Annotated in this window: 18 protein-coding genes; 5 read left to right on the forward strand and 13 right to left on the reverse strand. The window is 59.2% G+C overall.

Annotated elements, in window-relative coordinates; genetic code table 11:
• Positions 1-69: 69 nt before the first annotated feature.
• The 12 genes from BT199_RS06440 to BT199_RS06495 all read right to left on the reverse strand — a co-directional run bounded on the left by BT199_RS06440 (position 70) and on the right by BT199_RS06495 (position 19,674).
• Positions 70-2,328: a TonB-dependent siderophore receptor gene (locus BT199_RS06440; RefSeq protein WP_072434173.1), complete on the reverse strand. Its 2,259-nt coding sequence runs from the start codon at positions 2,326-2,328 to the stop codon at positions 70-72.
• 393 nt (positions 2,329-2,721) lie between these two features.
• Entirely contained in the window at positions 2,722-3,693 is a 972-nt protein-coding gene (locus BT199_RS06445; protein ID WP_014716895.1) for a peptide ABC transporter ATP-binding protein, read from the reverse strand.
• Entirely contained in the window at positions 3,693-4,661 is a 969-nt protein-coding gene (locus BT199_RS06450; RefSeq protein ID WP_014716896.1) for an ABC transporter ATP-binding protein, read from the reverse strand. The genes BT199_RS06445 and BT199_RS06450 overlap by 1 nt, the downstream gene beginning before the upstream one ends.
• A 10-nt stretch (positions 4,662-4,671) precedes the next feature.
• A complete protein-coding gene (locus BT199_RS06455; protein WP_003188486.1) occupies positions 4,672-5,583 on the reverse strand; it encodes an ABC transporter permease subunit in 912 nt (303 codons plus the stop codon).
• Between the two features lie 10 nt (positions 5,584-5,593).
• Entirely contained in the window at positions 5,594-6,604 is a 1,011-nt protein-coding gene (locus tag BT199_RS06460; protein ID WP_003171721.1) for an ABC transporter permease subunit, read from the reverse strand.
• A gap of 76 nt (positions 6,605-6,680) precedes the next feature.
• A complete protein-coding gene (locus BT199_RS06465; protein ID WP_014716897.1) occupies positions 6,681-8,279 on the reverse strand; it encodes an ABC transporter substrate-binding protein in 1,599 nt (532 codons plus the stop codon).
• Positions 8,280-8,359: 80 nt separating this feature from the next.
• Positions 8,360-9,754 carry an OprD family outer membrane porin gene (locus tag BT199_RS06470; protein ID WP_014716898.1) on the reverse strand — a complete coding sequence of 465 codons (1,395 nt, stop codon included), beginning with the start codon at positions 9,752-9,754 and terminating at the stop codon, positions 8,360-8,362.
• Positions 9,755-9,925: 171 nt separating this feature from the next.
• The gene (locus tag BT199_RS06475; RefSeq protein WP_032904009.1) at positions 9,926-11,530 is read right to left on the reverse strand and encodes an ABC transporter substrate-binding protein; all 1,605 of its coding nucleotides are present in this window, start codon (positions 11,528-11,530) and stop codon (positions 9,926-9,928) included.
• A 305-nt stretch (positions 11,531-11,835) separates the two neighbouring features.
• The gene (locus BT199_RS06480; RefSeq protein WP_014716900.1) at positions 11,836-13,464 is read right to left on the reverse strand and encodes an ABC transporter substrate-binding protein; all 1,629 of its coding nucleotides are present in this window, start codon (positions 13,462-13,464) and stop codon (positions 11,836-11,838) included.
• 258 nt (positions 13,465-13,722) lie between these two features.
• Positions 13,723-15,324 carry an ABC transporter substrate-binding protein gene (locus BT199_RS06485; RefSeq protein ID WP_072434174.1) on the reverse strand — a complete coding sequence of 534 codons (1,602 nt, stop codon included), beginning with the start codon at positions 15,322-15,324 and terminating at the stop codon, positions 13,723-13,725.
• A gap of 99 nt (positions 15,325-15,423) precedes the next feature.
• A complete protein-coding gene (locus BT199_RS06490) occupies positions 15,424-18,816 on the reverse strand; it encodes a dermonecrotic toxin domain-containing protein (RefSeq protein WP_256575724.1) in 3,393 nt (1,130 codons plus the stop codon).
• 144 nt (positions 18,817-18,960) lie between these two features.
• The gene (locus tag BT199_RS06495) at positions 18,961-19,674 is read right to left on the reverse strand and encodes an SIMPL domain-containing protein (RefSeq protein ID WP_014716903.1); all 714 of its coding nucleotides are present in this window, start codon (positions 19,672-19,674) and stop codon (positions 18,961-18,963) included.
• 205 nt (positions 19,675-19,879) lie between these two features.
• Here BT199_RS06495 and BT199_RS06500 point away from each other — a divergent pair, with 205 nt between their 5' ends.
• The 3 genes from BT199_RS06500 (at position 19,880) to BT199_RS06510 (ending at position 23,519) form a co-directional block, all read left to right on the forward strand.
• Positions 19,880-21,142, forward strand: coding sequence for an ATP-binding protein (locus BT199_RS06500; RefSeq protein ID WP_003188495.1), 1,263 nt, complete (start codon positions 19,880-19,882; stop codon positions 21,140-21,142).
• Positions 21,135-21,695, forward strand: a complete 561-nt coding sequence (locus BT199_RS06505; protein WP_003171731.1) for a response regulator transcription factor — start codon at positions 21,135-21,137, stop codon at positions 21,693-21,695. Before BT199_RS06500 ends, BT199_RS06505 begins: the two co-directional genes overlap by 8 nt.
• A gap of 99 nt (positions 21,696-21,794) precedes the next feature.
• Entirely contained in the window at positions 21,795-23,519 is a 1,725-nt protein-coding gene (locus tag BT199_RS06510) for an ABC transporter ATP-binding protein/permease (RefSeq protein WP_072434176.1), read from the forward strand.
• Between the two features lie 195 nt (positions 23,520-23,714).
• On the opposite strand, the gene BT199_RS06515 is transcribed toward BT199_RS06510, so the two are convergent.
• Positions 23,715-24,152, reverse strand: a complete 438-nt coding sequence (locus tag BT199_RS06515; protein ID WP_003171734.1) for a Z-ring associated ZapG family protein — start codon at positions 24,150-24,152, stop codon at positions 23,715-23,717.
• A 146-nt stretch (positions 24,153-24,298) separates the two neighbouring features.
• On the opposite strand from BT199_RS06515, the gene BT199_RS06520 reads away from it, so the two are divergent.
• Positions 24,299-24,928 carry an alpha/beta hydrolase gene (locus tag BT199_RS06520; RefSeq protein ID WP_014716905.1) on the forward strand — a complete coding sequence of 210 codons (630 nt, stop codon included), beginning with the start codon at positions 24,299-24,301 and terminating at the stop codon, positions 24,926-24,928.
• 16 nt (positions 24,929-24,944) lie between these two features.
• Positions 24,945-26,300 (forward strand): tryptophan--tRNA ligase, encoded by a 1,356-nt coding sequence (locus tag BT199_RS06525; protein ID WP_014716906.1) that lies wholly within the window; start codon positions 24,945-24,947, stop codon positions 26,298-26,300.
• Positions 26,301-26,329: the final 29 nt, after the last annotated feature.

Below are 26,329 nucleotides of genomic sequence, written 5' to 3' on the forward strand. Positions count from 1 at the left end.
GCTAGAAAGAAAGCGCCTCCCGCCAGTCTATAGCTGGTGGGAGGCGCTTTTCAGACCTCAAACAATGCCTTAGAACGATGTAGTCACCGACGCGAAGTAAGCGCGGCCCGGTTCATTGTAGGTCTGGGCACCGGCGTCGTCGGCGTTACCTTTGCGAGACAGGCGCTTGTCCAGGAGGTTGTTGATGCCCACGCGTACGCTCAGGTTTTTGCTGAATTCGTAGCCGCTGCTCAGGCCCATCAACCCGTACGGGTCGACGTCCTGCTGGGCGCTGCGCTCGTAACTGCTGGCGCTGCGTGAGTTGAGCGTCGGTGCTTCTTGTTTGCCGTAATAGGTGCCGCTGACCTGGAAAGACAGCTTGTCAGTGGCTTGCCAGTCCAGCGTGGTGTTGACGGTGTACTTGGGGATGATGCTCAACGGCTCGCCGGTGTCCTTGTCCTTGGAGTCGATCATGTAGGTCAGGTTGGTATTCAAGTTCAAGTCATCGCGCAGGCTGATGAACAGGTTGCCTTCAACGCCCTGCACCAAGGCGGGCCCGCTGTTTTCCCACTCCAGCACGCGGCGACCGTTGCCCAGGCGGAAGGCCGCCTCGTTACTGGCGTTGATCTTGTTCTTGTAGTCATTACGGAAGTACGTCGCACTGGTACGCCAGGTGCCCTTGTCGAAAGCCAGGCCGATTTCCTTGTTGACGCTGATTTCCGGCTTCAGGTCGCGATTACCCACCAGGTAGCAACCGCCCATGTTGGCTTCGCTGGCGTTGCAGCCATTGCCACGGCTGTACAGCAAATAGTTCGGGTTGGACTGGTACAGGTTGGGTGTTTTATAGGCGCGGGCGATGCCACCCTTGATGCTCAATTCATCGGTCAACTGGTGCGAGGCGTTGAAGCTGGGGCTCCAGTTGCCGCCGTATTCCTCATGGTCGTCGAAGCGCAAGCCAGGCGTGATGACAGTCTTGCTGCCTAGCTCGATGTTGTCCTCGGCAAACAAGGCGTAGCTCGAGGCGGTGGTCTTGGTGCTGTTGCGGCTCACGCCCGGGATGGCGGGGACGCCGCCGGTGCCTGGGTCATAGCTTTGCGGGCGCAACGAGCCTGGGTCGTTCATCGACTCGTAGAGGTACTCGCTGCCCAGGGTCAGCACCTGTTCGGCACCGACGCTCAGGGGCAGGTTGACCTCGGCGGTGGCCCGAGTGTTGCGCAAGCGCGACTCGAAACGGCCTGCGCTGGCAGACGGCGCACCCTCGCCAGAACCGGCCAGGCCTTCATTGAGGCGTTCGTTGCGGGTCAGGTCGTGGGTTAGCGAAGCCAGGGTCGAGCCCCAGTCGAACTCGCCGCGGTGCGTGGCAGAAAAGCTGCTGCGCTGAATCACACTGGTTTCCTTGCCCACCAAGCTTTCCACGAATGCGCCACCGCCGTTGAGCATGGTATCACCGGCGAAAATATTGCCCTGGCGGCTGTAGCTGGCTTCCAGGTCGAGGGTTTGCTCGGGGGTGAACTGCCAGCTCAGCAAGCCGTTCACGTCTTTATTGCGCACGCCCTCGCGGCCGGCCACCAGCGAGTCTGGGGTCGCCTGTGCTGCGCGGTTGATGTCGGCGTCATCGGCGTCGGTCTTGTTCAGGCCGCCATAGACGCGGAACGCCAGTGTGTCGGTCAACGGGCCGCTGAGGTTGAAGTTGGTGCGTTTGCTCGCGCCTTCGGCATCGTTTTCGGGGAAGGCGGTGTAGGCGGTCAGCGAGCCGTGCAGTTGGTCGGTGGGGCGTTTGGTGATGATGTTGATGACACCGCCCATGGCACCGGAGCCATAACGGGCGGCGGCCGGGCCGCGCAGGATTTCAATGCGTTCGACTTCTTCGGCCGGCACCCAATTGGTTTCGCCACGGGTATCGCGGTCGCCGCTCCAGCCATAACGCACGGCGTTTCGGGAGGTGGACGGCTTGCCATCGATCAGGATCAGGGTGTTTTCCGGGCCCATGCCGCGCAGGTCGATTTGGCGGTTGTTGCCACGGCTGCCGCTGGAACTGTTGCCGGTCAGGTTCACGCCCGGCTCGCGGCGGATGATCTCCGACAGGTCGTTGGTGGGCGGGCGTTTCTTGATGTCTTCGGCGGTGATGATCGACACACCGGGCGCCTGCTTGAGTTCTTCGGCAGCGGTGCCCAATACACGCGTTTCGCCCAGCACCAGGGCTTGGGGCGTGCCATCCACAGGCAGGTCTGTCGCTTGGATCGGCACTTTATCGCGCTCTTTTTCCACACTCTGCGCCAGCAGCGCGGGGGACGAAAGGGTAGCGATAAACGCCAGCGAGAGATGGCTGAGCCTGAATTGAGACGACATGTCCACAAAGTCCTTTAGGAGGGGCGATTGAACGAGAGGCGTCTGAATTTTTGTCGTGCATCCAGCGCTCTCCGTGCGCCGTAATGGTATTGATTCTCAAACAGAAGTAAATTGCATTTACAATCTATACACTTTTCGAAACGCTCTGGCTCAATGTTTTCAGGGCTTTTGGCATGGGTTCAAACGGTATGTTTTTTGTTACAACCGCGCAAAAAAAAGCCCCTCCAGCCAGACTGATGCGCAATCTGGCGGGAAGGGCGATGGAACTCGATATCACGCATTACCCCTGTGGGAGCGGGCTTGCTCGCGAAGACGGTGTGTCAGCAACCCATCTGTAGCTGAACCCACGCATTCGCGAGCAAGCCCGCTCCCACAGAGGGAAACAATGTTGCTTCAGGCCACGAATTGCTCCGCGTAGTGACAAGCCACCTGCCGGTTATCCAACGGCCGCAACAGCGGCTCCTCACTGCTGCAGCGCTCGGTCGCATACGGGCAGCGCTTGTGGAACGCGCAACCCGGCGGCGGGTTCAGTGGGTTGGGCAGTTCGCCGACGATCTTGATCTTTGGCTTGCTCGGGTCCGGGTGAATGGTCGGCGTGGCCGACAGCAGCGCCTGGGTGTAAGGGTGCAGCGGGCGTGCGTAGATGTCTTCCTTGGGGCCCACCTCAACCGGGCGGCCGAGGTACATCACCATCACATCGTCAGCTACGTGCTGTACCACCGCCAGGTTGTGGGAAATGAACACGTAGGCGGTGTTGAATTCCTGCTGCAAATCCATGAACAGGTTAAGCACCTGTGCCTGGATCGACACGTCCAGCGCCGAGGTCGGTTCGTCCGCCACCAGCACCTTGGGTTGCAGCATCATTGCCCGAGCCAGGGCGATACGCTGGCGCTGACCACCGGAGAACATGTGCGGGTAGCGCTGATAATGCTCAGGGCGCAGGCCCACTTGCTTCATCATCGCCTGCACTTTTTCGCGGCGCTCGGCAGCGGACAGATGGGTGTTGATCAGCAGCGGTTCGGCCAGTTGATCACCGACTTTCTGGCGTGGGTTCAACGAGGCATAGGGGCTCTGGAACACCATCTGCACGTCTTTGCGCAATTGCTTGCGCTGAGCCTTGTTGGCGCCGGCCACTTCTTGCCCGGCGATTTTCAACGAGCCCGACGAGGGCTCTTCAATCAGCGTCAGGGCGCGGGCCAGGGTGGATTTGCCACAGCCCGACTCGCCTACCACGGCGAGGGTCTTGCCGGCTTCCAGCTCAAAAGACACACCATTAAGAGCACGCACGGTGGCGTGGCCTTTGAAGAGGCCACGGGACACTTCGTAGTGACGGGTGAGGTCGCGGGCGGTAAGTACGACGGCCATTACGCCACCTCCTGGTTCAACGGGTAGAAGCAGCGGGCAAGGCTGTTGCTTTTCGGATCGAGGCCCGGCCGCTGGGCGCGGCAGGAGTCCTGCACATACGGGCAGCGCGGCGACAGCAGGCAACCCTGCGGACGGTCATAGCGGCCCGGCACGATGCCCGGCAGCGTGGCCAGGCGCGTGGCACCCAGGCTGTGCTCGGGAATCGCCTTGAGCAACGCTTCGCTGTACGGGTGTGCCGGAATGTCGAACAACTGCGGCACCTGGCCGACTTCCACGGCCTGGCCGGCGTACATTACGCACACGCGCTGGGCAGTCTCAGCCACTACCGCGAGGTCGTGAGTGATCAGCACCAGGCCCATGTTCTGCTCTTTTTGCAGGGCCAGCAGCAATTCCATGATCTGCGCCTGGATGGTCACGTCCAGCGCAGTGGTCGGTTCATCGGCGATCAGCAGTTTGGGCTCGCCGGCAATGGCCATGGCGATTGCCACGCGCTGGCTCATACCGCCGGACAGTTGATGCGGGTAAGCGTCCATACGGCTGGCGGCGCCCGGGATCTCGACTTTTTCCAACAGCTCAATGGCGCGTTTGCGTGCTTGTTTGCCGGACATTTTCAAATGCAGGCGCAGCACTTCTTCGATCTGGAAACCCACGGTGTAGCTGGGGTTCAACGCGGTCATCGGGTCCTGGAACACCATCGCCAGGTCTTTGCCGACGATCTGACGGCGCTGGCGGTTGCTCAGCTTGAGCATGTCCTTGCCGTCGAAGTTCAGGGCATCGGCGGTGACGATGCCGGGATGTTCGATCAGGCCCATCAGCGCCATCATGGTCACGGATTTACCCGAGCCCGACTCGCCAACGATTGCCAGGACTTCGCCCTTGTCGACGGAAATGTCGAGGCCATCGACCACCGGCACGGCGGTCTTGTCGCCGAAGCGCACGTTGAGATTCTTGATTTCTAACAGTGACATGGGAATCTCCTCAGGCGGCGTTCTTGAGTTTCGGGTCCAGCGCATCGCGCAGGCCGTCACCCATCAAGTTGATTGCCAGCACGCTGAGCAAAATGGTCAAGCCAGGCAGGCTCACCACCCACCAGGCGCGTTCGATGTAGTCGCGGGCCGAAGCCAGCATGGTGCCCCACTCAGGGGTTGGCGGTTGTACGCCAAGGCCGAGGAAGCCCAGGGCCGCGGCATCGAGAATCGCCGAGGAAAAGCTCAAGGTCGCTTGTACGATCAGCGGCGCCATGCAGTTAGGCAGCACGGTGATGAACATCAGGCGTGGCAGGCCGGCGCCGGCGAGGCGGGCGGCAGTCACGTAGTCGCGGTTCAGTTCGCCCATCACGGCGGCGCGGGTCAGGCGCACATAGGATGGCAACGACACGATGGCGATGGCGATCACGGTGTTGATCAGGCCAGGGCCGAGGATGGCCACAATCGCCACGGCCAGCAGCAGCGATGGCAGGGCCAGCATGATGTCCATCAAGCGCATGATGGTCGGGCCGAGCAAGCGCGGGAAGAACCCAGCGAACAGGCCCAGCAGGATGCCCGGGATCAGCGACATCACCACCGACGATAAACCGATCAGCAACGACAGGCGCGAGCCCTGGATCAGGCGCGAGAGCAAGTCACGGCCCAGTTCGTCGGTGCCCAGCAGGAACTGCATCTGCCCGCCTTCCAGCCAGGCCGGTGGCGTGAGCAGGAAGTCTCGGTATTGCTCGCTGGGGTTATGCGGCGCAACCCACGGGGCGAAGATCGCGCAGAACACGATCAGCAACATGAACAGCAGGCCGGCAACCGCGCCTTTGTTCTTGGAGAAGGCTTGCCAGAATTCTTTGTACGGGGACGGGTACAGCAGGCTCTGATCGACTGCTGACACTTGAGTAGGTGTGGTCATGGTCATGATCTCAGCGCTGGTGACGGATGCGTGGGTTGGCGAAGCCGTAGAGGATATCCACCACGAAGTTCACCAGGATCACCAGGCAGGCGATCAGCAGAATGCCGTTTTGCACCACCGGGTAGTCCCGCGCGCCAATGGCTTCGATCAGCCATTTGCCGATGCCGGGCCACGAGAAGATGGTTTCGGTCAGTACCGCACCGGCCAGCAGCGTGCCGACTTGCAGGCCGACCACAGTGAGCACCGGGATCAGCGCGTTACGCAGGCCGTGCACGAACACCACGCGCGCCGGCGACAGGCCCTTGGCCTTGGCGGTACGGATGTAGTCCTCACGCAGCACTTCGAGCATCGACGAACGGGTCATGCGCGCGATCACCGCCAGCGGGATGGTGCCGAGCACGATGGCTGGCAGGATCAGGTGGTGCAACGCATCCCAGAACGCGTCCGGCTCGTCGGCCAGCAGGGTGTCGATCAGCATGAAGCCGGTGCGTGGCTCGATGTCGTAGAGCAGGTCGATACGCCCGGACACCGGGGTCCAGCCCAGGCTCACCGAGAAGAACATGATCAGGATCAGGCCCCACCAGAAGATCGGCATCGAATATCCCGCCAGGGAGATGCCCATCACCCCGTGGTCGAACAGGGATCCTCGTTTGAGTGCCGCGATCACCCCGGCCAACAGGCCCAGAATACCGGCGAACAACAGCGCGGCCATGGACAGTTCCAGGGTCGCGGGGAAGAGGGCGGTGAACTCGGTCCACACGCTGGTGCGAGTGCGCAACGATTCGCCAAGGTCGCCCTGCGCGAGCTTGCCGACGTAATCCAGGTATTGCGCATACAGCGGCTTGTTAAGGCCAAGGCGCTCCATTGCCTGGGCGTGCATTTCGGGGTCAACCCGTCGCTCGCCCATCATGACTTCTACGGGGTCGCCTGGAATCATGCGAATCAACGCAAAGGTCAGCAACGTGATGCCGAAGAACGTGGGGATCAATAACCCCAGTCGGCGGGCAATAAAACTAAACATCTTGGTGTGTACCTCAATCAGCCGGTTAGGCAGGTCCGGCACCGTCAGTGTCGACGGTGCCGAGCGTTTTTCTTATTTACTTCACCTGGGTGGTGGCGAAGTTATTGGTAGTCAGAGGGCTTTGGGTATAACCCTCGACGTTCTTGCGCATGGCGGTAAACATTTTCGGGTAGGCCATGGGGATCCACGGTTGGTCCTTCTCGAAAACGGCCAAAGCTTGTTCATAGAGTGCAGCGCGTTCGGCGGGTTCAGCGTCGGCGCGGGCCTTGTCGATCAAGTCTTGAAACTCTTTGTTACACCAGCGGGCGTAGTTTTCGCCGTTTTTCGCTGCGTCGCAACTCAGGTTAGGGGTGAGGAAGTTATCCGGGTCGCCGTTATCCCCGGCCCAGCCTGCAGAAACCATGTCGTGTTCTCCGGCTTTAGCGCGCTTGAGCATTTCGCCCCACTCCATGACCTTGATATTGACCTTCAGGCCAATCTGGGCCAGATCCGCCTGCATGCGCTGGGCGCCGAGCATCGGGTTGGGGTTGGTTGGGCCGCCGCCGTTACGGGTGAACAGTGTGAACTCGGTACCTTCCGGCACGCCGGCTTCCTTGAGCAGGGCGCGCGCCTTGTCCAGGTCGCGAACTGGGTTTTTCAGCTTGTCACTGAAGCCCAGCAGGGTCGGCGGGTACGGCCCGGTGGCATCGACGGCGTTGCCTTTGCCGTACAGCGATTCGTTGTAGCCCTTTTTATCGAAGGCAATATTGATCGCGTGACGTACCCGCGCATCGCTCATGTATTTGTGGGTGGTATTCATGGCGGTGTAGCTGGTGGTCATCGCCGCTAGTTCCGCCACTTTCAGGTTGGGATCAGCCTTGGCGCTGGGTACATCATCGGGCTTGGGATACAGCGCGATCTGGCATTCGTTGGCCTTGAGCTTTTGCAGGCGCACATTGCTATCGGTGGTGATTGCCAGAATAAGCGGGTCGGCCGGCGGCTTGCCACGGAAGTACTCCGGGTTGGCCTTGAAACGCACCTGGGCATCTTTTGCGTAGCGGTTGAAGATGAACGGCCCGGTGCCGATGGGCTTGGCGTTCAGGTCATCGGTCTTGCCGGACTTGAGCAACTGGTCGGCATATTCGGCGGAGTGAATCGAGGAAAACGCCATGGCCAGGTCGGCCAGGAACGGGGCTTCAGGACGGGTCAGGGTAAACACGACGGTGTGATCGTCGGTTTTCTCTACGCTCTTGAGCAGTTCTTTAAAGCCCATGCTTTCGAAGTACGGATAGCCCACGTTGGACTTTTTATGCCAAGGGTGATTCGGGTCCAGCTGGCGCTGGAAGCTCCAAAGCACATCATCGGCATTCAGGTTGCGCGTGGGTTTGAAATAGTCGGTGGTGTGGAACTTGATGTCGTCACGCAGGTGGAAGGTGTAGGTCAGGCCATCGGCGCTGATTTCCGGCAGGTCTTTGGCCAGGGCAGGCACCACTTCTGTGGTGCCGGGCTTGAAGTCCACCAGGCGGTTGAACATGGTTTCAGCGGCGGCGTCAGCGGTCACGGCAGTGGTGTACAGGACCGGGTCGAAACCTTCCGGGCTGGCTTCGGTGCAGACCACCAGCGGTTTGGCCGAAACGCCGATCGCCACGCTCAACAGCGCAGCGGCCATGGCGGCTTGTAGTGGGAGCATTTTCATTCAGAGCCCTCTGCAATCGATGGAACCAGAAAAGCGTAGGCGGCAAGCTCGTCCTGAGCTCGCCGCCTGCCTGGCACTAATTAAAGGATGTTGAACGGGATGGTGGTAACCAGACGGAACTCTTTGATGCTGCCGTCGGACTGGAACTCGCTGCCACGGTGCTCAACATAGGTTGCGCGCACGGTGGTGGCTTTGAGCGGGCCGCTCTGCAGCGCGTAAGAGGCGCCTACACCGTATTCCTGGTGCTTCTCGCCGTCCTGGGACTGGATGCCGTCATAGGCAAACTTGGCCCGGCCATTGTTGCCGGTGTAGTGGGTGCCGTCGATGCCCCAGCCGCGTGCCGAGTAGGCGTTGAACTTAAGGCCAGGTACGCCGTATTCAGCCATGTTGATGGCATAGGCGATCTGGAAGGATTTCTCGTTCGGGCCGTTGAAGTCAGACGTCAGGGAGTTGGCCAGGTAGATACCGTTGGTTTCGTGCAGGTAGTCGAAGTACTCGTTACCGTTCACTTGCTGGTAGCCAAAGGTCAGGCTGTGTGCCTGGTGAGTCAGGCCCAGGGAGAGGGAGAAGGTATCGTTGTCGATTTCCCCCATCTCTTTTTTGCCTTCATCGACAGTCTTGTAGTAGTTGAAGCCGGTGGTCAGGCCCAACTGCTGCGCGTCGCCCAGCTCGTGGGTGGCGCCGAAGTAGTACTGGTTCCAGAAGTCCTTCACGTTAGCGGCGAAGAAGCTGGTCTTCAGGCTTTTCAGCGGCTGGTAGTTCACACCCAGGGTCGACACTTTGTCGGTTTCTGCGCCATTGCCGTATTCGGTACGGAATTTCGACAGGCTCTGCTCGCTACGTGGGGAAACGCGGTCGAACACGCCGCCCTGGAACGACAGGTTGCTGAACTCTTCGCTGTTGAAGCTCACGCCCTGGAAGCTCGAAGGCAGAGCACGGTTGCCGATGGTGTCGACGATGCCGCTGCTGAAGTTCTGGCGACCGGCGGTCAGTGTGGTGTTGGACACACGGAATTGCACGTTGGCCAGGCCCAGTTTGCTCCACTGGTCTACGGCATCACCGTTGGAGTCGGCCAGGGTACGGTTGGAGCCGCCTTTGATATCACGCTTGCTGCGGTCCAGTACCAGGGCGTTGTACACCGCCACTTCAGTCTTGACCCCAACGGTGCCCTGGGTGAAACCCGAGCTGGCGTTGAGGATGGTGCCTTGCACCCAGTTGGTACGGTTGCGATCGGTCAGGGTCTGGCCGTGTTTCTGGTACGAGAAGGTGCCCCCGCGGTATTTGCTTTCATGGGAGTACCAGTTACGCGTGGTGCCGCCCAGGCTGAAATCTTCGATAAAGCCTTTGGCCTCGCTTTGGGCGCTGGTGCCGGCCAGGGTGGTAGGAACGAAGTCCTGGCTTTGCGTTTCAGCGTAGGCGGTGGCCGTGATGCTGCTGATGGCCAAGGCCAGAAGCGCTTTGCTGCTCAGTTTCATGGGTGAAGCTCCTTTGGTTCTCTTTTTTAATGCCGGTCTTTTTGGGTGATCCGGCTATTGGGTGTGGAACTTGTTCAAGCTATTGCAAACGTTTGGCGTAGGAAAATTCCCAACAAAAGCCTGCACGTTTGCCGGGGAGCTGATTTCGCTCCCCGCCATCCGGTTATTTTCTTATGGGTTGATGCTGACGCCCGAGAACACGTTGCGGCCGAAGGGGCTTACCTTGAAGCCTTCGACTTTGGCGCTTAACGGCTGGTTGACCGTCGAGTGGGCGATGGGCGTGATCGGCACCTGCTGCTTGAGCAGTTGCTGCGCCTGTTTGTACAGAACAGTCCTTTGTTCACGGTCGGTCACGACCTTGGCTTGCTTGATCAGCTTGTCGTACGCCGGGTCGCACCACATGGAGTAGTTGTTCCCGCCGATGGCGTCGCAGCTGTAGAGGGTGCCGAGCCAGTTGTCCGGGTCACCGTTGTCGCCGGTCCAGCCGATCAGGCTGACATCGTGCTCACCGTTCTTGGTGCGTTTGATGTACTCGCCCCATTCATAGCTGACGATCTTGACCTTAAGGCCGATCTTGGCCCAGTCGTTCTGCAGCATTTCCGCCATCAGCTTGGCGTTGGGGTTGTACGGGCGTTGCACCGGCATGGCCCACAGGGTGATCTCGGTGCCTTCCTTGACGCCAGCGGCCTTGAGCAACTGCTTGGCTTTTTCCGGGTCGTAGGCGGCGTCCTTGATGCTGTCGTCGTAGGACCACTGCGTGGGTGGCATGGCGTTGACCGCCAGTTGCCCGGCGCCCTGGTACACAGCATTGAGGATGCTCTGCTTGTTCACCGCCATGTCCAGCGCCTGGCGTACTTCCAACTGATCGAACGGCTTGTGGCGCACGTTGTAGGAGATATAGCCCAGGTTGAAGCCCGGTTTGGTCAGCAGTTGCAGGTTCGGGTCGGTCTTGAGGGCTTCGACGTCGGCGGGGCGTGGATGCAGGGTCACCTGGCATTCGCCGGCCTTGAGCTTCTGCACGCGCACCGAGGCGTCGGTGTTGATGGCGAAGATCAGTTGGTCCAGCTTGACGCGGCTCGGGTCCCAGTACTGTTTGTTGCCCACGTAGCGGATCTGCGAGTCTTTCTGGTAACGCTGGAACACGAAGGGGCCAGTGCCGATCGGCTTCTGGTTGATGTCGCTGGGCCGGCCTTGCGTGAGCAACTGCTCGGCGTATTCCGCCGAAAGGATCGCGGCAAAGCTCATGGCGATGTTCTGCACGAAGGCTGCGTCGACCGTGTTCAGCGTCATCACTACGGTGTAGGGGCCGGTTTTCTCGACCTTGGCGATGTTCTTGTTCAGGCTCATCCCGTTGAAGTACGGAAACTCGGTGGGGTAGGCCTTACGGAACGGGTGCTCGGGGTCAAGCATGCGGTTGAAGGTGAACAGCACGTCGTCGGCGTTGAAGTCTCGCGTCGGCTTGAATTCCTTGTTGCTGTGGAACTTCACCCCTTCACGCAGGTGGAAGGTGTAGGTCAGGCCATCAGGGGAAATATCCCACTTGGTTGCCAGCCCAGGGACGACGTCGGTCGCGCCTTTTTCGAACTCCACCAAACGGTTATACAAAGGCTCCGCCGCATCGTTGTCGGTAGCGGTGGTGTATTGCGCAGTGTCAAACCCTGCCGGGCTGCCTTCGGAGCAGAACACCAGGCTCTTTTTCTCGGCGGCTTGGCCCATGGTGGCCATGGCCAGCAGGCTGGTGGCAAACAGAGCGGATACAACGGTGGTATGGCGCATGACGATCCCGGTCCTTGTTTGTAGTTATCAACAGCGAGCCTACCTGCTGGCGTGCAGCCAGGCAGACCTCACTGATCCCACACACAGCAAGTGCCCTTCCCAGAGTGATGCCTCTGCTGTCCTACGACCTTATGGGGCGTTGACCTTGCAGTAAATGCGTCAATTCTGACTGACCTTGTAGGCAACGGAGGCAAGGGTCGCAGTTCATTGCTGTAAGACGGCAACGCTTGCAAACGTAGTCTGTTTCCTAAGGTCCAGGCGGATGGAATAACGGCGACGTTATGAAACGTCGCCGTTATTGGTCCTTACTTGCCGCTGACGCTAACGCCGTAGAAGGAATTCAAGCCAAACGGGCTGATCTTGAAGTCCTGCACGGTATTACGCATGGGTTGATACACCGTCGAGTGCGCGATAGGTGTGTAAGGCAATTCGCGTTTAAGCAGCTGTTGCGCCTGTTTGTACAGTTCGGTGCGCTTGGCGACATCCGTGGTCGATTTGGCCTGGCTGATCAGGTCGTCATACTGTTTATTAACGAACTTGGAGAAGTTGTTACCGTTCAACGCCGGGGACGAAAACAGGGTGCCCAGCCAGTTGTCAGGGTCACCATTGTCACCGCTCCAGCCGATGATCATCGCCTGGTTCTCGCCACCTTTGGAACGCTTGATGTACTCGCCCCACTCGTAGCTGACGATGTTGACCTTCAGGCCGATCTGTTTCCAGTCGCTCTGCAGCATCTCGGCCATCAGCTTGGCGTTCGGGTTGTACGGACGCTGAACCGGCATGGCCCAAAGAGTGATCTCGGTGCCTTCCTTGATGCCAGCCTCCTTGAGCAGTTCCTTGGCTTTGGCAGGGTCGTACTTGGCGTCCTTGATCGTAGTGTCGTACGACCATTGGGTGGGTGGCATGGCATTGACGGCCAATTGCCCAGCGCCCTGGTACACGGAGTCGATGATCTGCTGCTTGTTCACCGACATGTCCAAAGCCTGGCGAACCCGCAGGTCAGCCAGCGGGTTTGGCGTCGTCTGGCCCTTGAGCACAGGCATCACGTTGTAGGCGATGTAGCCCAGGTTGAAGCCGGCCTGGTGCGGCATCTTCATGTCCTTGTCCGCTTCCAGCGGCTTGATATCGGCCGGGCGAGGATAGGCTGTGATCTGGCACTCGTTCTTTTTCAGTTTCTGGATGCGTACTGAAGGGTCCGTGGAGATTGCGAAGATCAGGTTATCGATCTTGACGTCTTCAGGCTTCCAGTATTCCTTGTTGCCGGTGAAGCGAATGTTGGAGTCTTTCTGGTAGCTCTTGAACACGAACGGGCCAGTGCCGATCGGCTTCTGGTTGATGTCGGCGGCCTTGCCTTCCTTCAACAGTTGGGCGGCATATTCGGCCGACTGGATCGATGCAAAGCTCATCGCGAGGTTCTGGATAAACGCCGCGTCCACGGTGCCAAGGGTGAACTTGACGGTGTGGTCATCGACTTTCTCGATGTTCTTGATGTTCTTGTCCATCTCCATGTCCGAGAAGTACGGGAACTCGGTAGGGTAGGCCTTACGGAACGGATCGTCTTTATTGATCATTCGGTTGAAGGTGAACAGTACGTCGTCAGCCGAAAATTCACGAGTAGGCTTGAAGTACGGGGTGGTATGGAACTTGACGCCTTCGCGAAGGTGGAAGGTGTACGTCAGGCCATCCGGGGAAACGTCCCAGCTGGTGGCCAGGCCAGGAACGACGGCGGTGCCGCCACGTTCGAACTGGCTCAGGCGGTTGAACATGGTTTCGGCCGAGGCATCGAAGTCTGTTCCGGTGGTGTACTGGCCTGGGTCGAAACCGGCCGGGCTCCCTTCGGAGCAGAACACCAGGTTAGTTGCCGCAAGGGCTACGGGGGCTGCGGCCATAAGGCCAGCGCTCACTAATAACGGAAGGACTGCGTGTTTAAGCATGTTGGCCTCATGATTTGTTGTCATTTTTGGTGGTGAGGGCGACCTCGTGAGTCGGCCTGCGGATACTTATGCAGGCGCCATACCCAATGCAAGATGCAGAGCGGTTGCAAAGGGAAAACTGTGGTACGAACGTACAGGAATGTCGCAATTATGAAAGTTTCGACACAAAAGTGCTTATTTGGAGGGTTTTTTCGGTGCAAATGGCGCACCAAAAATGCCCATCCGAGGCGTCTAGCGCACTCGGTTGGGGCATTGATGTTACTTATCTAGACCCACGCCGTAGAAGGGCGTCAGTCCAAACGGACTGATCTTGAAATCCTGTACTTGCTTGCGCATAGGCTGGAAAACCGTCGAGTTTGCAATGGGCGTTATAGGTACTTGTTCCTTAAGGATTTTCTGGGCCTGTTGATACCACTTGATGCGCTGCTCGCGGTCGCTGCTGACCTTGGCTTGTTGCACCAACTTGTCGTAGGCCGGGTTACACCATTTGGCATAGTTGCTGCCCTTGACCGCGGCACAACTGTAGAGCACGCCTAGCCAGTTATCGGGGTCGCCGTTGTCGCCGGTCCAGCCATAAATCATTGCATCGTGCTCGCCGTTTTTGGCGCGCTTGATGTACTCGCCCCACTCATAGCTGACGATGTTGGCCTTGATACCGACCTTGGCCCAATCCTGTTGAATCATCTGCGCGGACATCCGTGCATTAGGATTCGAGGCGCGTTGTACGGTCATCGCCCACAGGTTAATGGTGGTACCTGGTGCAACCCCTGCTTCTTTTAGTAGCAACCGGGCCTTGGTCGGGTCGTAGGGCGCATCGTGTATCGTGGGGTCATAAGACCACTGCGCGGGAGGCAGTGCGTTCTGCGCCAATTGTCCGGCGCCCTGGTAAACGGCCTTGATGATGGCGGGCTTGTCGATGGCCATGTCCAGGGCCTGACGAACCTTGAGTTGATCCAGCGGCGGGTGAGTCACGTTATAGGCCAGGAAGCCCAGGTTGAAGCCTGCTTGTTGCAATACGCGCAGGTTGGGGTCTTGCTTCATCATTTCGATATCGGCAGGGCGCGGGTAACCGCTGACCTGGCATTCGCCTGCCTTGAGTTTCTGCAGGCGCGCGGCGGCGTCCGGGGTGATGGCGAATATCAGGTTGTCGAGCTTCACATCCTCGGGTTTCCAATACTGTTTATTGGCCACATAACGGATCTGCGAGTCCTTCTGATAACGCTTGAACACAAACGGCCCGGTACCGACCGGTTGCTGGTTGATCTGCTCGGCCTTGCCTTGTTTCAACAACTGGGCGGCGTATTCGGCCGATTGAACAGAGGCAAAGCTCATGGCCAGGTTTTGCACGAACGAAGCATCGACAGTGTTCAAGTTGAACCGCACAGTGTGCTCGTCGAGATTTTCGACGCTTTTGATCGTGGTGTTCAAACCCATGTCGGTGAAGTAGGGCGATTCGGACGGGTAGGCCTTGCGAAACGGGCTGTCGGCATCGAGCAAGCGATTGAAGGTGAACAGCACGTCATCGGCGTTGAAATTGCGGGTCGGGGTGAAGACGTCGGTGGTATGGAACTTGACGCCTTCACGCAGGTGAAAGGTGTAGGTCAGGCCATCCTTGGAAACATCCCAACTGGTGGCCAGGCCAGGTTCGACTTCGGTACCGCCGCGCTTGAACTGGGTCAGGCGGTTGAACACGGTTTCGGCGGACGCATCGAAATCGGTGCCGCTGGTGTACTGGCTGGGGTCGAAGCCGGCGGGGCTGGCTTCGGAGCAGTAGACCAGGGTGGTGGCGGCTTGGGTCATTGGCATCAAAGCCAAGAGGCCGGTGGCGAGAAGGAGCTGTTTGAAGACGATTCTGTCCATGGTGTCCCTTGAAGTTGCGGGCAAAAAACTGTCTGTACGAAAACGGAGGTAACTGAGGTTACCTCCGTTGAGGTTTGCCAGATAGCCGTTGATGCTCGCTTAAGCGCGAAGCTCATTTTCTTCAGGGAGTGGCATAACCATAAGGCTTGCTCGGGCAGGAGCCGATTGGTCGATCTTGAATGGCTCACTTACATCGTTGGTAGCGAGTATTTTGAAGCGTTTGGTCAGTGTCACCTCGATACCGGGGACCGGGTCGATACCCCGTTCTGTATCCTGTATATGACCAATGCCGATTGCGTTGACTTCAGTCACCTCGCTCGTCGGGTCGTAGACGATGGTATAAGAGGTATTGTCTACTTTTAGTCTGAAACCTTCTTTGAGCTCCGTGTCCTCGAGTGACATAAATCCCGCCGAAACGTCGGCCATCGCCCCCTGGTGAGCGACCTCGGAAATGCGCGCCCTGAGATCTGGGTCGGGGATCAGCGTTTCGAACTGAGTGATTCTTGCCCTGCGTATATCCTCAGTAGTGGCCCCGCCTTGATTCAACTCCGCCGTTTGCGGTGCACCGCCTGTTTTTACTTCCACACGGTATGTACTGCGATTGGTGTCTTTGACGAACTGGTCTGAGTATTCACTTGTGCCGTAATCTGCCGGGCCTGCTCTTTCTGTTTCGCTAACAGCAAAGTTATTGTCGGGAACTTCCCAGGAAACCTCCAACTTTGTCTTGTCGATACCTTTGCTATTAACGTTTCGAATGGAAAAGTCGAAGTTCTGGCGTCCACTATTTTTTAACAGCTCATCGAATCGCTCTGCCCCGGGTAATTTCTCGCCTTCGAGACCAACGAAGTTGTCCGAAATCTTAGGCGAGATTTTCATCTCTGTACTGGGGGGAGGGGGGGAAACTGCGAGGTTCCACGGCCATTTTATCCCGCCATCACCCGGTGCTCGGGCCCACTCTCCATTACGCCCGGGTGTGATGACCATCAGCCCCGCGCCGTTATCGGGGTTGATGACTTTGGCAAATGCATCGCCGGTCCGGTAACGCCCCGATATCTCAAATACCTTGCTCGTCCCTGTTTCATCGGTAAGGCGTACGAATTGGCGGAACGCCCCGGTGTCGTCAGTCATTCGATAAACCCCCAGTGCATCTCGGGTGGCATTTTTTATCAATGCCTCACCCTCAGGGACCGCATATTTGGCCAGCGGGATGAGTGACCGGGAGTCAGGCAGGGGCTGTGGAGCAGGTTTGACAGCGCTCGTTCCCCTGGACGGTCCCGGTTGTGGTTCCGCGACTTCATTGGCGGGGGTTGGGGTAATCGGTTCACCCAGTGGTAATTCTTTTTCGGGAGGCAATGCAAAAGGGTCTTCGGGGACTGAGCTGGCTCCGACCGAGAAGAGTGTGTTCAGTAAGCCATCGAACGCCTTGGAGGCACCCTCGTCACGCTCTTGCACTGTGTCGCCAGACGAGGTTTTTTCTGCGCCCAGCGCCAATTCGGTCAATCCTGTCACGACGGCTACCGCGGCCACGGGTGCGGCAATCGGCGCAAGTTTGGCCAATAAGCCAGCCGCCACGGTAATGTCGTTGAGCCAGGTGTCTCGAGTCTCTTCGCTGTTTGACTTGATGACCACGTCAGCATCGCTTTTCATGCGCTCCTGGGTGGTGGTCGCCAGGGTAGTAAATAAGTCGCCGGTAATTTTCGAGTGGCTTGCATCGATTGCCGGTCCCTTCAGTTCGCCGCTGGCCATTTTCTTCAGGTGTGTATCCAAGCCATCTTTCGTTTCGCCTACGTGGGTGAACCACAGGAGGGGCATAAGTACTTTCGCCGCTCTGGCGGCAAAACCGGCGGTTTGGTCCTGGCGATAAATCATCGGGAAGTGACTCGCCAAGGCCTCACTTTTTTTCGGATCTTTTGCCTGATCAATCAGCCATTGTTCCAGCTTTTGCGCAGAGTCGAACCTGAGAAACGCCGGCTCGGCGCCTGGGATGTAAAGCACTTGCCGGCCACCGTCGCCCGCGCTGAATCGCACAATGTCGCTGGAGGTAAAACCGTGGATGCTCAAGGCATTCGCCTGTACAGGGGCTTTTATCGGTGTTTTGGCTTTGAGTTGGTCGACGCTGATCGGTGCATTTTCATCCAGGGGCAGGTCGGGTACTGCTGCCATCACCATCTTGTAGTCGTCACGAGTGAATTGGTGTTCGGGTGCTTGCAGCGCACGTTCAACTGCAGGCCATGCTTGAGCTGTCTTGAATTGTTTGCGGGCCTGGAAGGTGAACTCGCCTTTGATCGCCGTCTGGTAGCTATCGGAATGAGAGTTCCAGAAGTTGTCGATCTTCTGGGTCATTTGGCTCTGGAAGTCAGTCTTCCAGCTTTCATGCATCACTTGCGACGGTTTGAGGTCGATCTGGTTGTGCTTGCCGTAGCCGCCTTTTTCGCTTTGCCCAGCAGGTTGGGTATACAGCCCCGCTTCCAGGTCCAGGTTGCCGGGCACCCAATCGTGCTCGGAGAAGTTTTTCAGCAGGGCGTCGGGCAGGCGCAGCGAAGACCAGGGCTCTTGGAATGTGTGTTCCCAGCCGGTCGCCGTGTCTGCACTTTCGCCACCTTTGAAACGGTTCAGGTACACGGTGTCGGAGTCGATAGGTTTGCCCGTGAGTTTGAGCAGCAGGTCATCCGCCCACTTTTTGGCCTCTGCCCGCGTATTGGGCAGGTTGTTGGCGACGTCAACCGCCAAACGCTTGTAAGCCAACGCCTGTGGTGCGGTGCTGTAGTAATTGGCGGCATTGTGTGTTTGCACTTGCAGCGCTTGTGAAGAGCGGCTGCTGGCAGGGCGCAGGCGGTCATTGGCGGGGATAGGGTCGAAGCTGTCTTTATGTTCCAGATACCTTATTTGTGTTCGAGCCTGGGACAGCGTTTGGGGAAGGGACACGCCTTCAAAGTTGGCCACCACTTTTGCACTGACCTGTATGGAGTCCTTACCCAGCCTCACACGCAAATCACCGTTATTGCCAGGGGCGATAACTTTTGCGGTCTCCAGCAAGGGGCCTGAAATTTGTCCCCAGCCTGATGTATCCGAGAGATGGAAGGTTTTCGTTTTGCCCTCGATCTCGGCGGACAAGGTACCTGTAGACGGGTTGATTGAAAGCAAGGTGTCCGGGGCGAAGTGTTGTTCGCGCAGCCAGCCCTGTACCACGGCGTTTTCCACATGCATGCGATACAGCCCGAGCCATTGGCCCAGAGTGCTTTGGGGCGGCACGGTTATCAGCCCGGCATTGCCGTGCAACACCTTGCGTTGTACGGCCTCGAGGTAGGCCTTGAGCAGTGCTGTTTCATCGGGTTGGACAGCCTTTGGCGTGGGCGGTGACGATGCCGGTGTCGCCTGAGCTTGAGTGTTGGATGTCGCAGTAGCGACGGCGAGGGGCAGCGATAACGAGGGTGTTGGATCGAGTGATAGGGACATGAATTCGGCTCTCATTGTATGAATAAATGCCAGCACAGCCCTCCCTGGTAGCTATGGCAGTAATGAGTCGTGAAAACCGGACACTTGATTCCTACGAGATGTGCTGCCGTATATGACGGCGCGCGTGCGCGCAAAAAAAGCGCAATCCCGTGGGGCTGCGCCTTTGTTCTGTCTAAAAAGTTACTGTAAAACTTCGATCACACCATCGGCACTCATGCTGACCTGGCTGGTACCTGCTTCCACTTCCGGCGTCGGTGCTGAATCGGCCATCGCGGCTTTCATCATCATGCCGCCATTGCGGGCGTAGGGCATCGGGTAGCCATTGGTGTTGAAGTTCAGGTTGACGATCTTGTAGCCCTTGCCACCGAGTGCATCGGTCGCCAATTGTGCGCGCGCCTTGAATGCAGCCACGGCGTCTTTGAGCAGCGCATCTTCGCTGGCCTTGCGCGTGGCATCGGCGATGGCGAAGTCCATGCTGTCCATTTTCAACGTGTTCAACAGCTCGCCGGTGAGCTTGGACAGCGCCGGGAAGTCCGCGCTTTCCAGGCGCAGCTCGGCGCGTTCACGCCAGCCGGTGATCTTCTGGTTCTTGCTGTCGTAGATCGGGTAGCTGTTGCGGCTGCCCTGGCGCAAGGTCACGCCTTTGACTTCGCGCGCCTGGCCCAGGGCCTGGTTCAGGGTGGTGGTGATTTCGGCCGCGAGCTTGGCCGGGTCGGCGTTTTGCGATTCGGTGTAAAGGGTGACGATCATCTTGTCGCGGGCCACTTCCTGGCTGGCTTCGGCGCGCAGGGAGATCTGGTTGTAATGCAATGCATCGGCGGCCATGGCCGGCAGGCTGGCCAGGGCGCTGGCGCTGAGGGTAATGATGGCTGCACTGCGAATGAAACGAGACATGGAAGCTCCTTGAGATAGTCGTGCTCGGTATGACTGTAGACGTTGGCACTGGGTTCTTCGGGTTTACACATTACCTACAAGTTATGCCGGCGCCGACGAACGGTCATTTACCCGGCCTGCGTCAAAGAGCCACACACGCCGTGCCAGCAGGTCTGCTTCGTTTATACTCGTGCCGATCCGCCTGCAGCGCTCAACGGGAGAGCTCATGCTCGCCGCCGTAAAACTGACTTCCGCCACTCGCCAGAACCTTTGGCGCCTGACGTTCATTCGCACCCTGGTATTGGCCGCACAGGCTGGTTCCGTCGGGCTTGCCTATTGGTTCGACCTGCTGCCGCTGCCCTGGCTGCAACTGGCCGTGACCCTGGGTTTTTCCACCGTATTGTGTGTGTTCACCGCCATTCGATTGCGTACCACTTGGCCGGTGACCGAGTTGGAATATGCTCTGCAACTGGCCTGTGACCTGTTTATCCACAGCGTGTTGCTGTACTTCTCCGGTGGGTCCACCAACCCCTTCGTCTCCTACTACCTGGTGCCTTTGACCATCGCTGCCGTCACCCTGCCGTGGCGCTATTCGGTGGTGCTGTCGGGGATTGCGCTGACGCTGTACACCCTGCTGTTGGCGCAGTTCTACCCCTTGCAGACGTTCCCCATCGCCCGGGAAAACCTGCAGATCTACGGAATGTGGTTGAGCTTCGCCCTGTCTGCGGCAGTCATCACCTTCTTTGCCGCGCGCATGGCCGAAGAACTGCGCCGCCAGGAAGAACTGCGCGCCATTCGCCGTGAAGAAGGCCTGCGTGACCAGCAGTTGCTGGCTGTCGCCACCCAGGCCGCAGGCGCTGCCCATGAGTTGGGCACGCCGCTGGCGACCATGAGCGTGCTGCTCAAGGAAATGACCCAGGACCATCACGACCCGGCCCTGCAGGACGATTTGAGCGTGCTGCAGGAACAGGTCAAGCAGTGCAAGCTGACGTTGCAGCAACTGGTGCGCGCCGCTGAAGCCAATCGCCGTCTGGCGGTCGAAATGCAGGACGTCACCCAGTGGCTCGATGAGGCGCTCAACCGCTGGCACCTGATGCGTCCCGAAGCCAGTTACCGTTTCAACCTGCTGGGCCAAGGCAGCGTGCCGCGCATGGCGCCACCGCCGGACCTGACCCAGGCGCTGCTCAACTTGCTGAACAATGCAGCCGACGCTTGCCCTGAAGGCCTCGGCGTGCAGTTGGACTGGGACGCGGAAAACGTCACCATCAGCATTCGTGACCACGGCGCGGGCGTGCCGTTGGCCATTGCCGAGCAGATCGGCAAACCCTTCTTTACCACCAAGGGCAAAGGCTTCGGCCTGGGCCTGTTTTTGAGCAAGGCCAGCGTGACCCGCGCGGGCGGCTCAGTGAAGCTCTATAGTCATGAGGAAGGTGGCACGCTCACCGAGCTGCGCCTGCCCCGTGTCGCACGAGGAGATATCGATGAGTGACGAGATCCAAGTCGAAGGCGAAGAACTGCCGCACCTGTTGCTGGTAGATGACGACGCGACCTTTACCCGCGTGATGGCGCGCGCCATGAGCCGGCGCGGTTTTCGCGTCAGCACTGCAGGCTCTGCCGAAGAGGGCCTGACCATCGCCCAGGCCGACCTGCCGGACTACGCCGCCCTCGACCTGAAAATGGACGGCGACTCGGGCCTGGTACTGCTGCCCAAGCTGCTGGAACTCGACCCGGAAATGCGCGTGGTGATCCTCACCGGTTACTCCAGCATCGCCACCGCCGTCGAGGCGATCAAGCGCGGCGCTTGCAATTACCTGTGCAAACCCGCGGATGCGGACGACGTGCTGGCCGCCTTGCTGTCCGAGCATGCCGACCTCGACACCCTGGTGCCGGAAAACCCGATGTCGGTGGACCGCCTGCAGTGGGAACACATCCAGCGCGTGCTGACCGAGCACGAAGGCAATATCTCCGCCACCGCGCGCGCTTTGGGCATGCATCGGCGTACCTTGCAGCGCAAGTTGCAGAAGCGCCCGGTACGACGCTGAACGGCGACTGAACAACCCGCTTCAGGCTGCACGGACGCACGAACCGATCACCTATGATCGGTTCAAACGCCTGTCACTTTTTCCTACCGAGCCTGAACGATGAATCAGAACGCTGAATACCGCGCGGTCAACGATGCGGTGCGTGGGCAATTCTTCCGCCGAACCTGGGCGATGATCACACCCTATTGGCGCAGTGAAGAGAAGGGCAGGGCCTGGCTGCTGCTGGCCGCAGTGATTGGCCTGTCGCTGTTCAGCGTGGCGATCTCCGTGTGGATCAACCACTGGTACAAAGACTTCTACAACGCCCTGGAGAAGAAGGACAACGCGGCCTTCTGGCAGTTGATCGGCTATTTCGGCGGGATCGCGGCGGTGGCGATACTCGGCGCGGTATACCGCCTTTACCTGACCCAGATGCTGACGATCCGCTGGCGCGCCTGGCTCACCGAAAAACACTTCAGCCGTTGGCTGGCCCACAAGAATTACTACCAGCTGGAGCAGGGCGGCTACACCGATAACCCGGACCAGCGGATTTCCGAAGACCTCAACAACTTCACGTCCGGTACCTTGAGCCTGGGCCTTGGGTTGCTGCGTAACGTGGTCAGCCTGGTGTCATTCTCGATCATCCTGTGGGGTGTCTCGGGCAGCATCGAAGTGTTCGGCATCACCATTCCCGGCTACATGTTCTGGTGTGCGTTGCTGTACGCCGCCGTGGGCAGTTGGCTGACGCACCTGATCGGCCGGCGCTTGATTGGCCTGAGCAACCAGCAACAACGCTTTGAAGCGGACCTGCGTTTTTCCATGGTGCGGGTGCGTGAGAATGCCGAAAGTATCGCCCTGTACAACGGCGAGCCGAATGAAAGGCAGCGCCTGAGCACCCGCTTCGGCAAAGTCTGGCAGAACTTCTGGGACATCATGAAAGTGTCCAAGCGCCTGACCTTTTTCACCGCCGGCTACAGCCAGATCGCAATCATCTTCCCCTTTATCGTCGCCGCGCCGCGCTATTTCACCGGCAAGATCGAGCTGGGCGAGCTGATGCAAATCAACTCGGCGTTCGGCAACGTGCAAGAGAACTTCAGCTGGTTTATCAATGCCTATTCGGAGCTGGCGACCTGGCGCGCCACCAGTGACCGTCTGCTGAGTTTCCAGCAGGCCATGAGTGACAACGAGCAACGCACGCCGGCGATCGACGTGCGCCCTGAAGGCGAGCGCCTGGTGATCAAGGACCTGGGCATGGACCTGGCCGACGGCCGTCACCTGCTCACCGATGCCGACATGACCGTGGAGCCTGGCGAGCGCGTCATGCTCAGCGGGCGTTCCGGCAGCGGCAAGAGCACTTTGCTGCGGGCGATGGGGCATCTGTGGCCCGCCGGTCATGGCAGCATTCGCTTACCGGCGACGCGCTATCTGTTCCTGCCACAGAAGCCTTACTTGCCGATTGGTACGCTCAAGGCCGTGTTGAGTTATCCACAGGACGACAGCGTCTATCCGGCAGAACGTTATGCACAGGTCCTGGAGACTTGCCGCCTGCCGCACCTGGTCAATCGCCTGGATGAAGCCAACCACTGGCAACGCATGCTCTCGCCGGGTGAGCAACAGCGCCTGGCCTTTGCCCGTGCGCTGTTGTTTGCACCGCGATGGCTGTACATGGATGAGGCAACCTCGGCCATGGATGAAGAAGACGAAGCAACCTTGTACCAGGCGTTGATCGATCAGTTGCCGGGGTTGAGCATCGTCAGCGTCGGCCACCGCAGCAGCCTAAAGCGTTTCCATGGGCGGCATGTGCGCATCGACGGTGGGCGGTTGCAGGAACAACAACCGACCTGAACGCGTGCGCGCTCGATGTGGGAGCCGGGCTTGCCCGCGATGGCGGAGTGTCTGAGGCAGGTGTGTCAACGGGCACGCCGCTATCGCAGGCAATCCAGCTCCCACAGGAGGCGGTGTTGTCTGATAATTCAGGCACCTAATAAAAAGCCCGGCTGATCATCGATCAGCCGGGCTTTTTTATTGCCCGAAGATGACTTACTTCTTCAAGCCGTAATGCTCATCCAACATGCCTGGAGCGTTCGGCGTCTTTGGCGCGTAGTCCCGTGGTGGCTCCTGGTTTTCCCGAGGCGGGGTCAGGCGTTCCCGTGGGGTTTGCGGTGCATCGGAATGCAGCGCGGCCAGCAGGCGCTGGCGGGTGATGTCGTCGAGGGCCAGGCGGTTAGCGCCATCGGCGAGGTGATCCTGTACTTCCTGGTAGCTCTGGGTGAGCTTCTTGACCAGGGTCGCGGTGCTGTTGAAGTGGGTAACAACCTCGTTCTGATAACTGTCAAAACGTTCCTGAATGTCATCCAGCTGACGCTGCGTGCGGTTAGGCGCGGCATTCGGCAGCAGGCGGGCAACCAGGAAACCAATGGCGACACCGGCAACCAGGGCAAGAGTCGGCAACAACCAAACTAAGAGCGAGTGTTCCACGAGTCCTTCCTCTATAAACGGCTTTGCTTTACGTTAACGGCTCAAACCTGCGCTGTATACCGCGATTAAGCTCGCAATGATGCCATGCACAGACTTTTAGCTAGACGAGTCGACCCCTTGAGAGGTCACGGAGTTCATCCTTGCTCATGCGTGAAACCCCCGTTTTGATCGATGGCCCGGTGGGCCAATTGGAAGCCCTGTACCTGGATCACCCCGAACCACGTGGCCTGGCGCTGGTTTGCCACCCTAACCCGGTGCAGGGTGGCACCATGCTCAATAAAGTCGTCTCGACCCTGCAACGCACTGCCCGCGATGCGGGTTTGATTACTTTGCGTTTCAATTACCGTGGTGTGGGTGCCAGTGCCGGTACTCACGATATGGCCACCGGTGAGGTCGACGATGCTGAAGCGGCCGCCACCTGGCTGCGTGAAAAGCACCCGGACCTGCCGATCACCTTGCTCGGTTTTTCCTTCGGCGGTTACGTGGCTGCCAGTCTCGGCGGGCGTTTGGAGGCCAAGGGCGAAAAGCTCGCGCACCTGTTCATGGTGGCTGCGGCGGTGATGCGCCTGGGCGAGTCGGACGTGCTGCCCCAAGGCTGCCCATTGACCCTGATCCAGCCGGAAAGCGACGAAGTGGTCGACCCGCAAGTGGTCTACGCCTGGTCCGCCGCCCTGAAACGCCCCCATGAGCTGCTGAAAGTGGCAGAATGCGGACACTTTTTTCATGGCAAGCTGACCGATCTCAAGGATCTGGTGCTGCCACGCCTTTCGAATTGATGACAAGCGATCACCCATGACGACCCGTACCCGTATCCTCACCGGCATCACCACCACCGGCACGCCGCACCTGGGCAACTACGCCGGTGCGATTCGCCCGGCGATCCTCGCCAGCGAAGACGCGAATGCCGATTCCTTCTACTTCCTGGCCGACTACCACGCCCTGATCAAATGCGATGACCCGCAGCGCATCCAGCGCTCGCGTATGGAAATCGCCGCGACCTGGCTGGCCGGTGGCCTGGATGTGAACCGGGTGACCTTCTACCGCCAGTCGGACATCCCGGAAATTCCCGAGCTGACCTGGCTGCTGACCTGCGTTGCCGCCAAGGGCCTGCTCAACCGCGCCCATGCCTACAAGGCCTCGGTGGACAAGAACGTGGAGAACGGCGAAGACCCGGATGCGGGCATCAGCATGGGCCTGTACAGCTACCCGGTGCTGATGGCCGCGGACATCCTGATGTTCAACGCGCACAAGGTGCCGGTGGGCCGCGATCAGATCCAGCACGTGGAAATGGCCCGCGACATCGGCCAGCGTTTCAACCACCTGTTCGGCAACGGTAAAGAATTCTTCACCATGCCCGAGGCGCTGATCGAAGAAAGCGTGGCCACCTTGCCGGGCCTGGATGGCCGCAAGATGTCCAAGAGCTACGACAACACCATCCCGTTGTTCACCAGCGCCAAGGACATGAAGGACGCGATCTCGCGGATCGTCACCGACTCCCGCGCGCCAGGCGAACCCAAGGATCCGGACAATTCGCACCTGTTCACCCTTTACCAGGCGTTCGCGACCAAGGCCCAGGAAGCCGAATTCCGTGGTCAGTTGCTAGAAGGCCTGGGCTGGGGCGAGGCAAAGAACCGTCTGTTCCAACTGCTCGACGGCCAGCTCGGCGAAGCGCGCGAGCGTTACCACCAACTGATGTCGCGCCCATCGGACATGGAAGACCTGCTGCAGGTCGGCGCGAAAAAAGCCCGTGCCGTGGCGGCACCGTTCCTGGCCGAGCTGCGTGAAGCGGTGGGCCTGCGTTCGTTCGTCAACCAGGCGGCGGCGCCGGTCGCCACCAAGAAAAAAGCAGCGAAGGCTGCGCGGTTTGTGAGCTTCCGTGAAACTGACGGCAGCTTCCGCTTCCGCCTGCTGGCCGCTGATGGCGAGCAACTGCTGCTGTCGCGCAACTTTGCCGATGGCAAAGCAGCCGGCGCGGTGACCAAGCAACTGCAAAGTGGTGATGCGCTGGACGTACGCGCCGAGGCCCTGGGCTTCAGCGTATGGCTGGACGGCGCCGCAGTCGCTGACAGTGCCGAGTATGCCGATCAAGCATCGCGTGACGCGGCCATCGAAGCCTTGCGCGTTGCGTTGACCCCAATCGAGGATTAACCCGACCAAGGGTTGATTGCCATTATCCA

The organism is Pseudomonas sp. NFR02, from assembly GCF_900119375.1.
GTDB classification, from domain to species: domain Bacteria; phylum Pseudomonadota; class Gammaproteobacteria; order Pseudomonadales; family Pseudomonadaceae; genus Aquipseudomonas; species Aquipseudomonas paracarnis.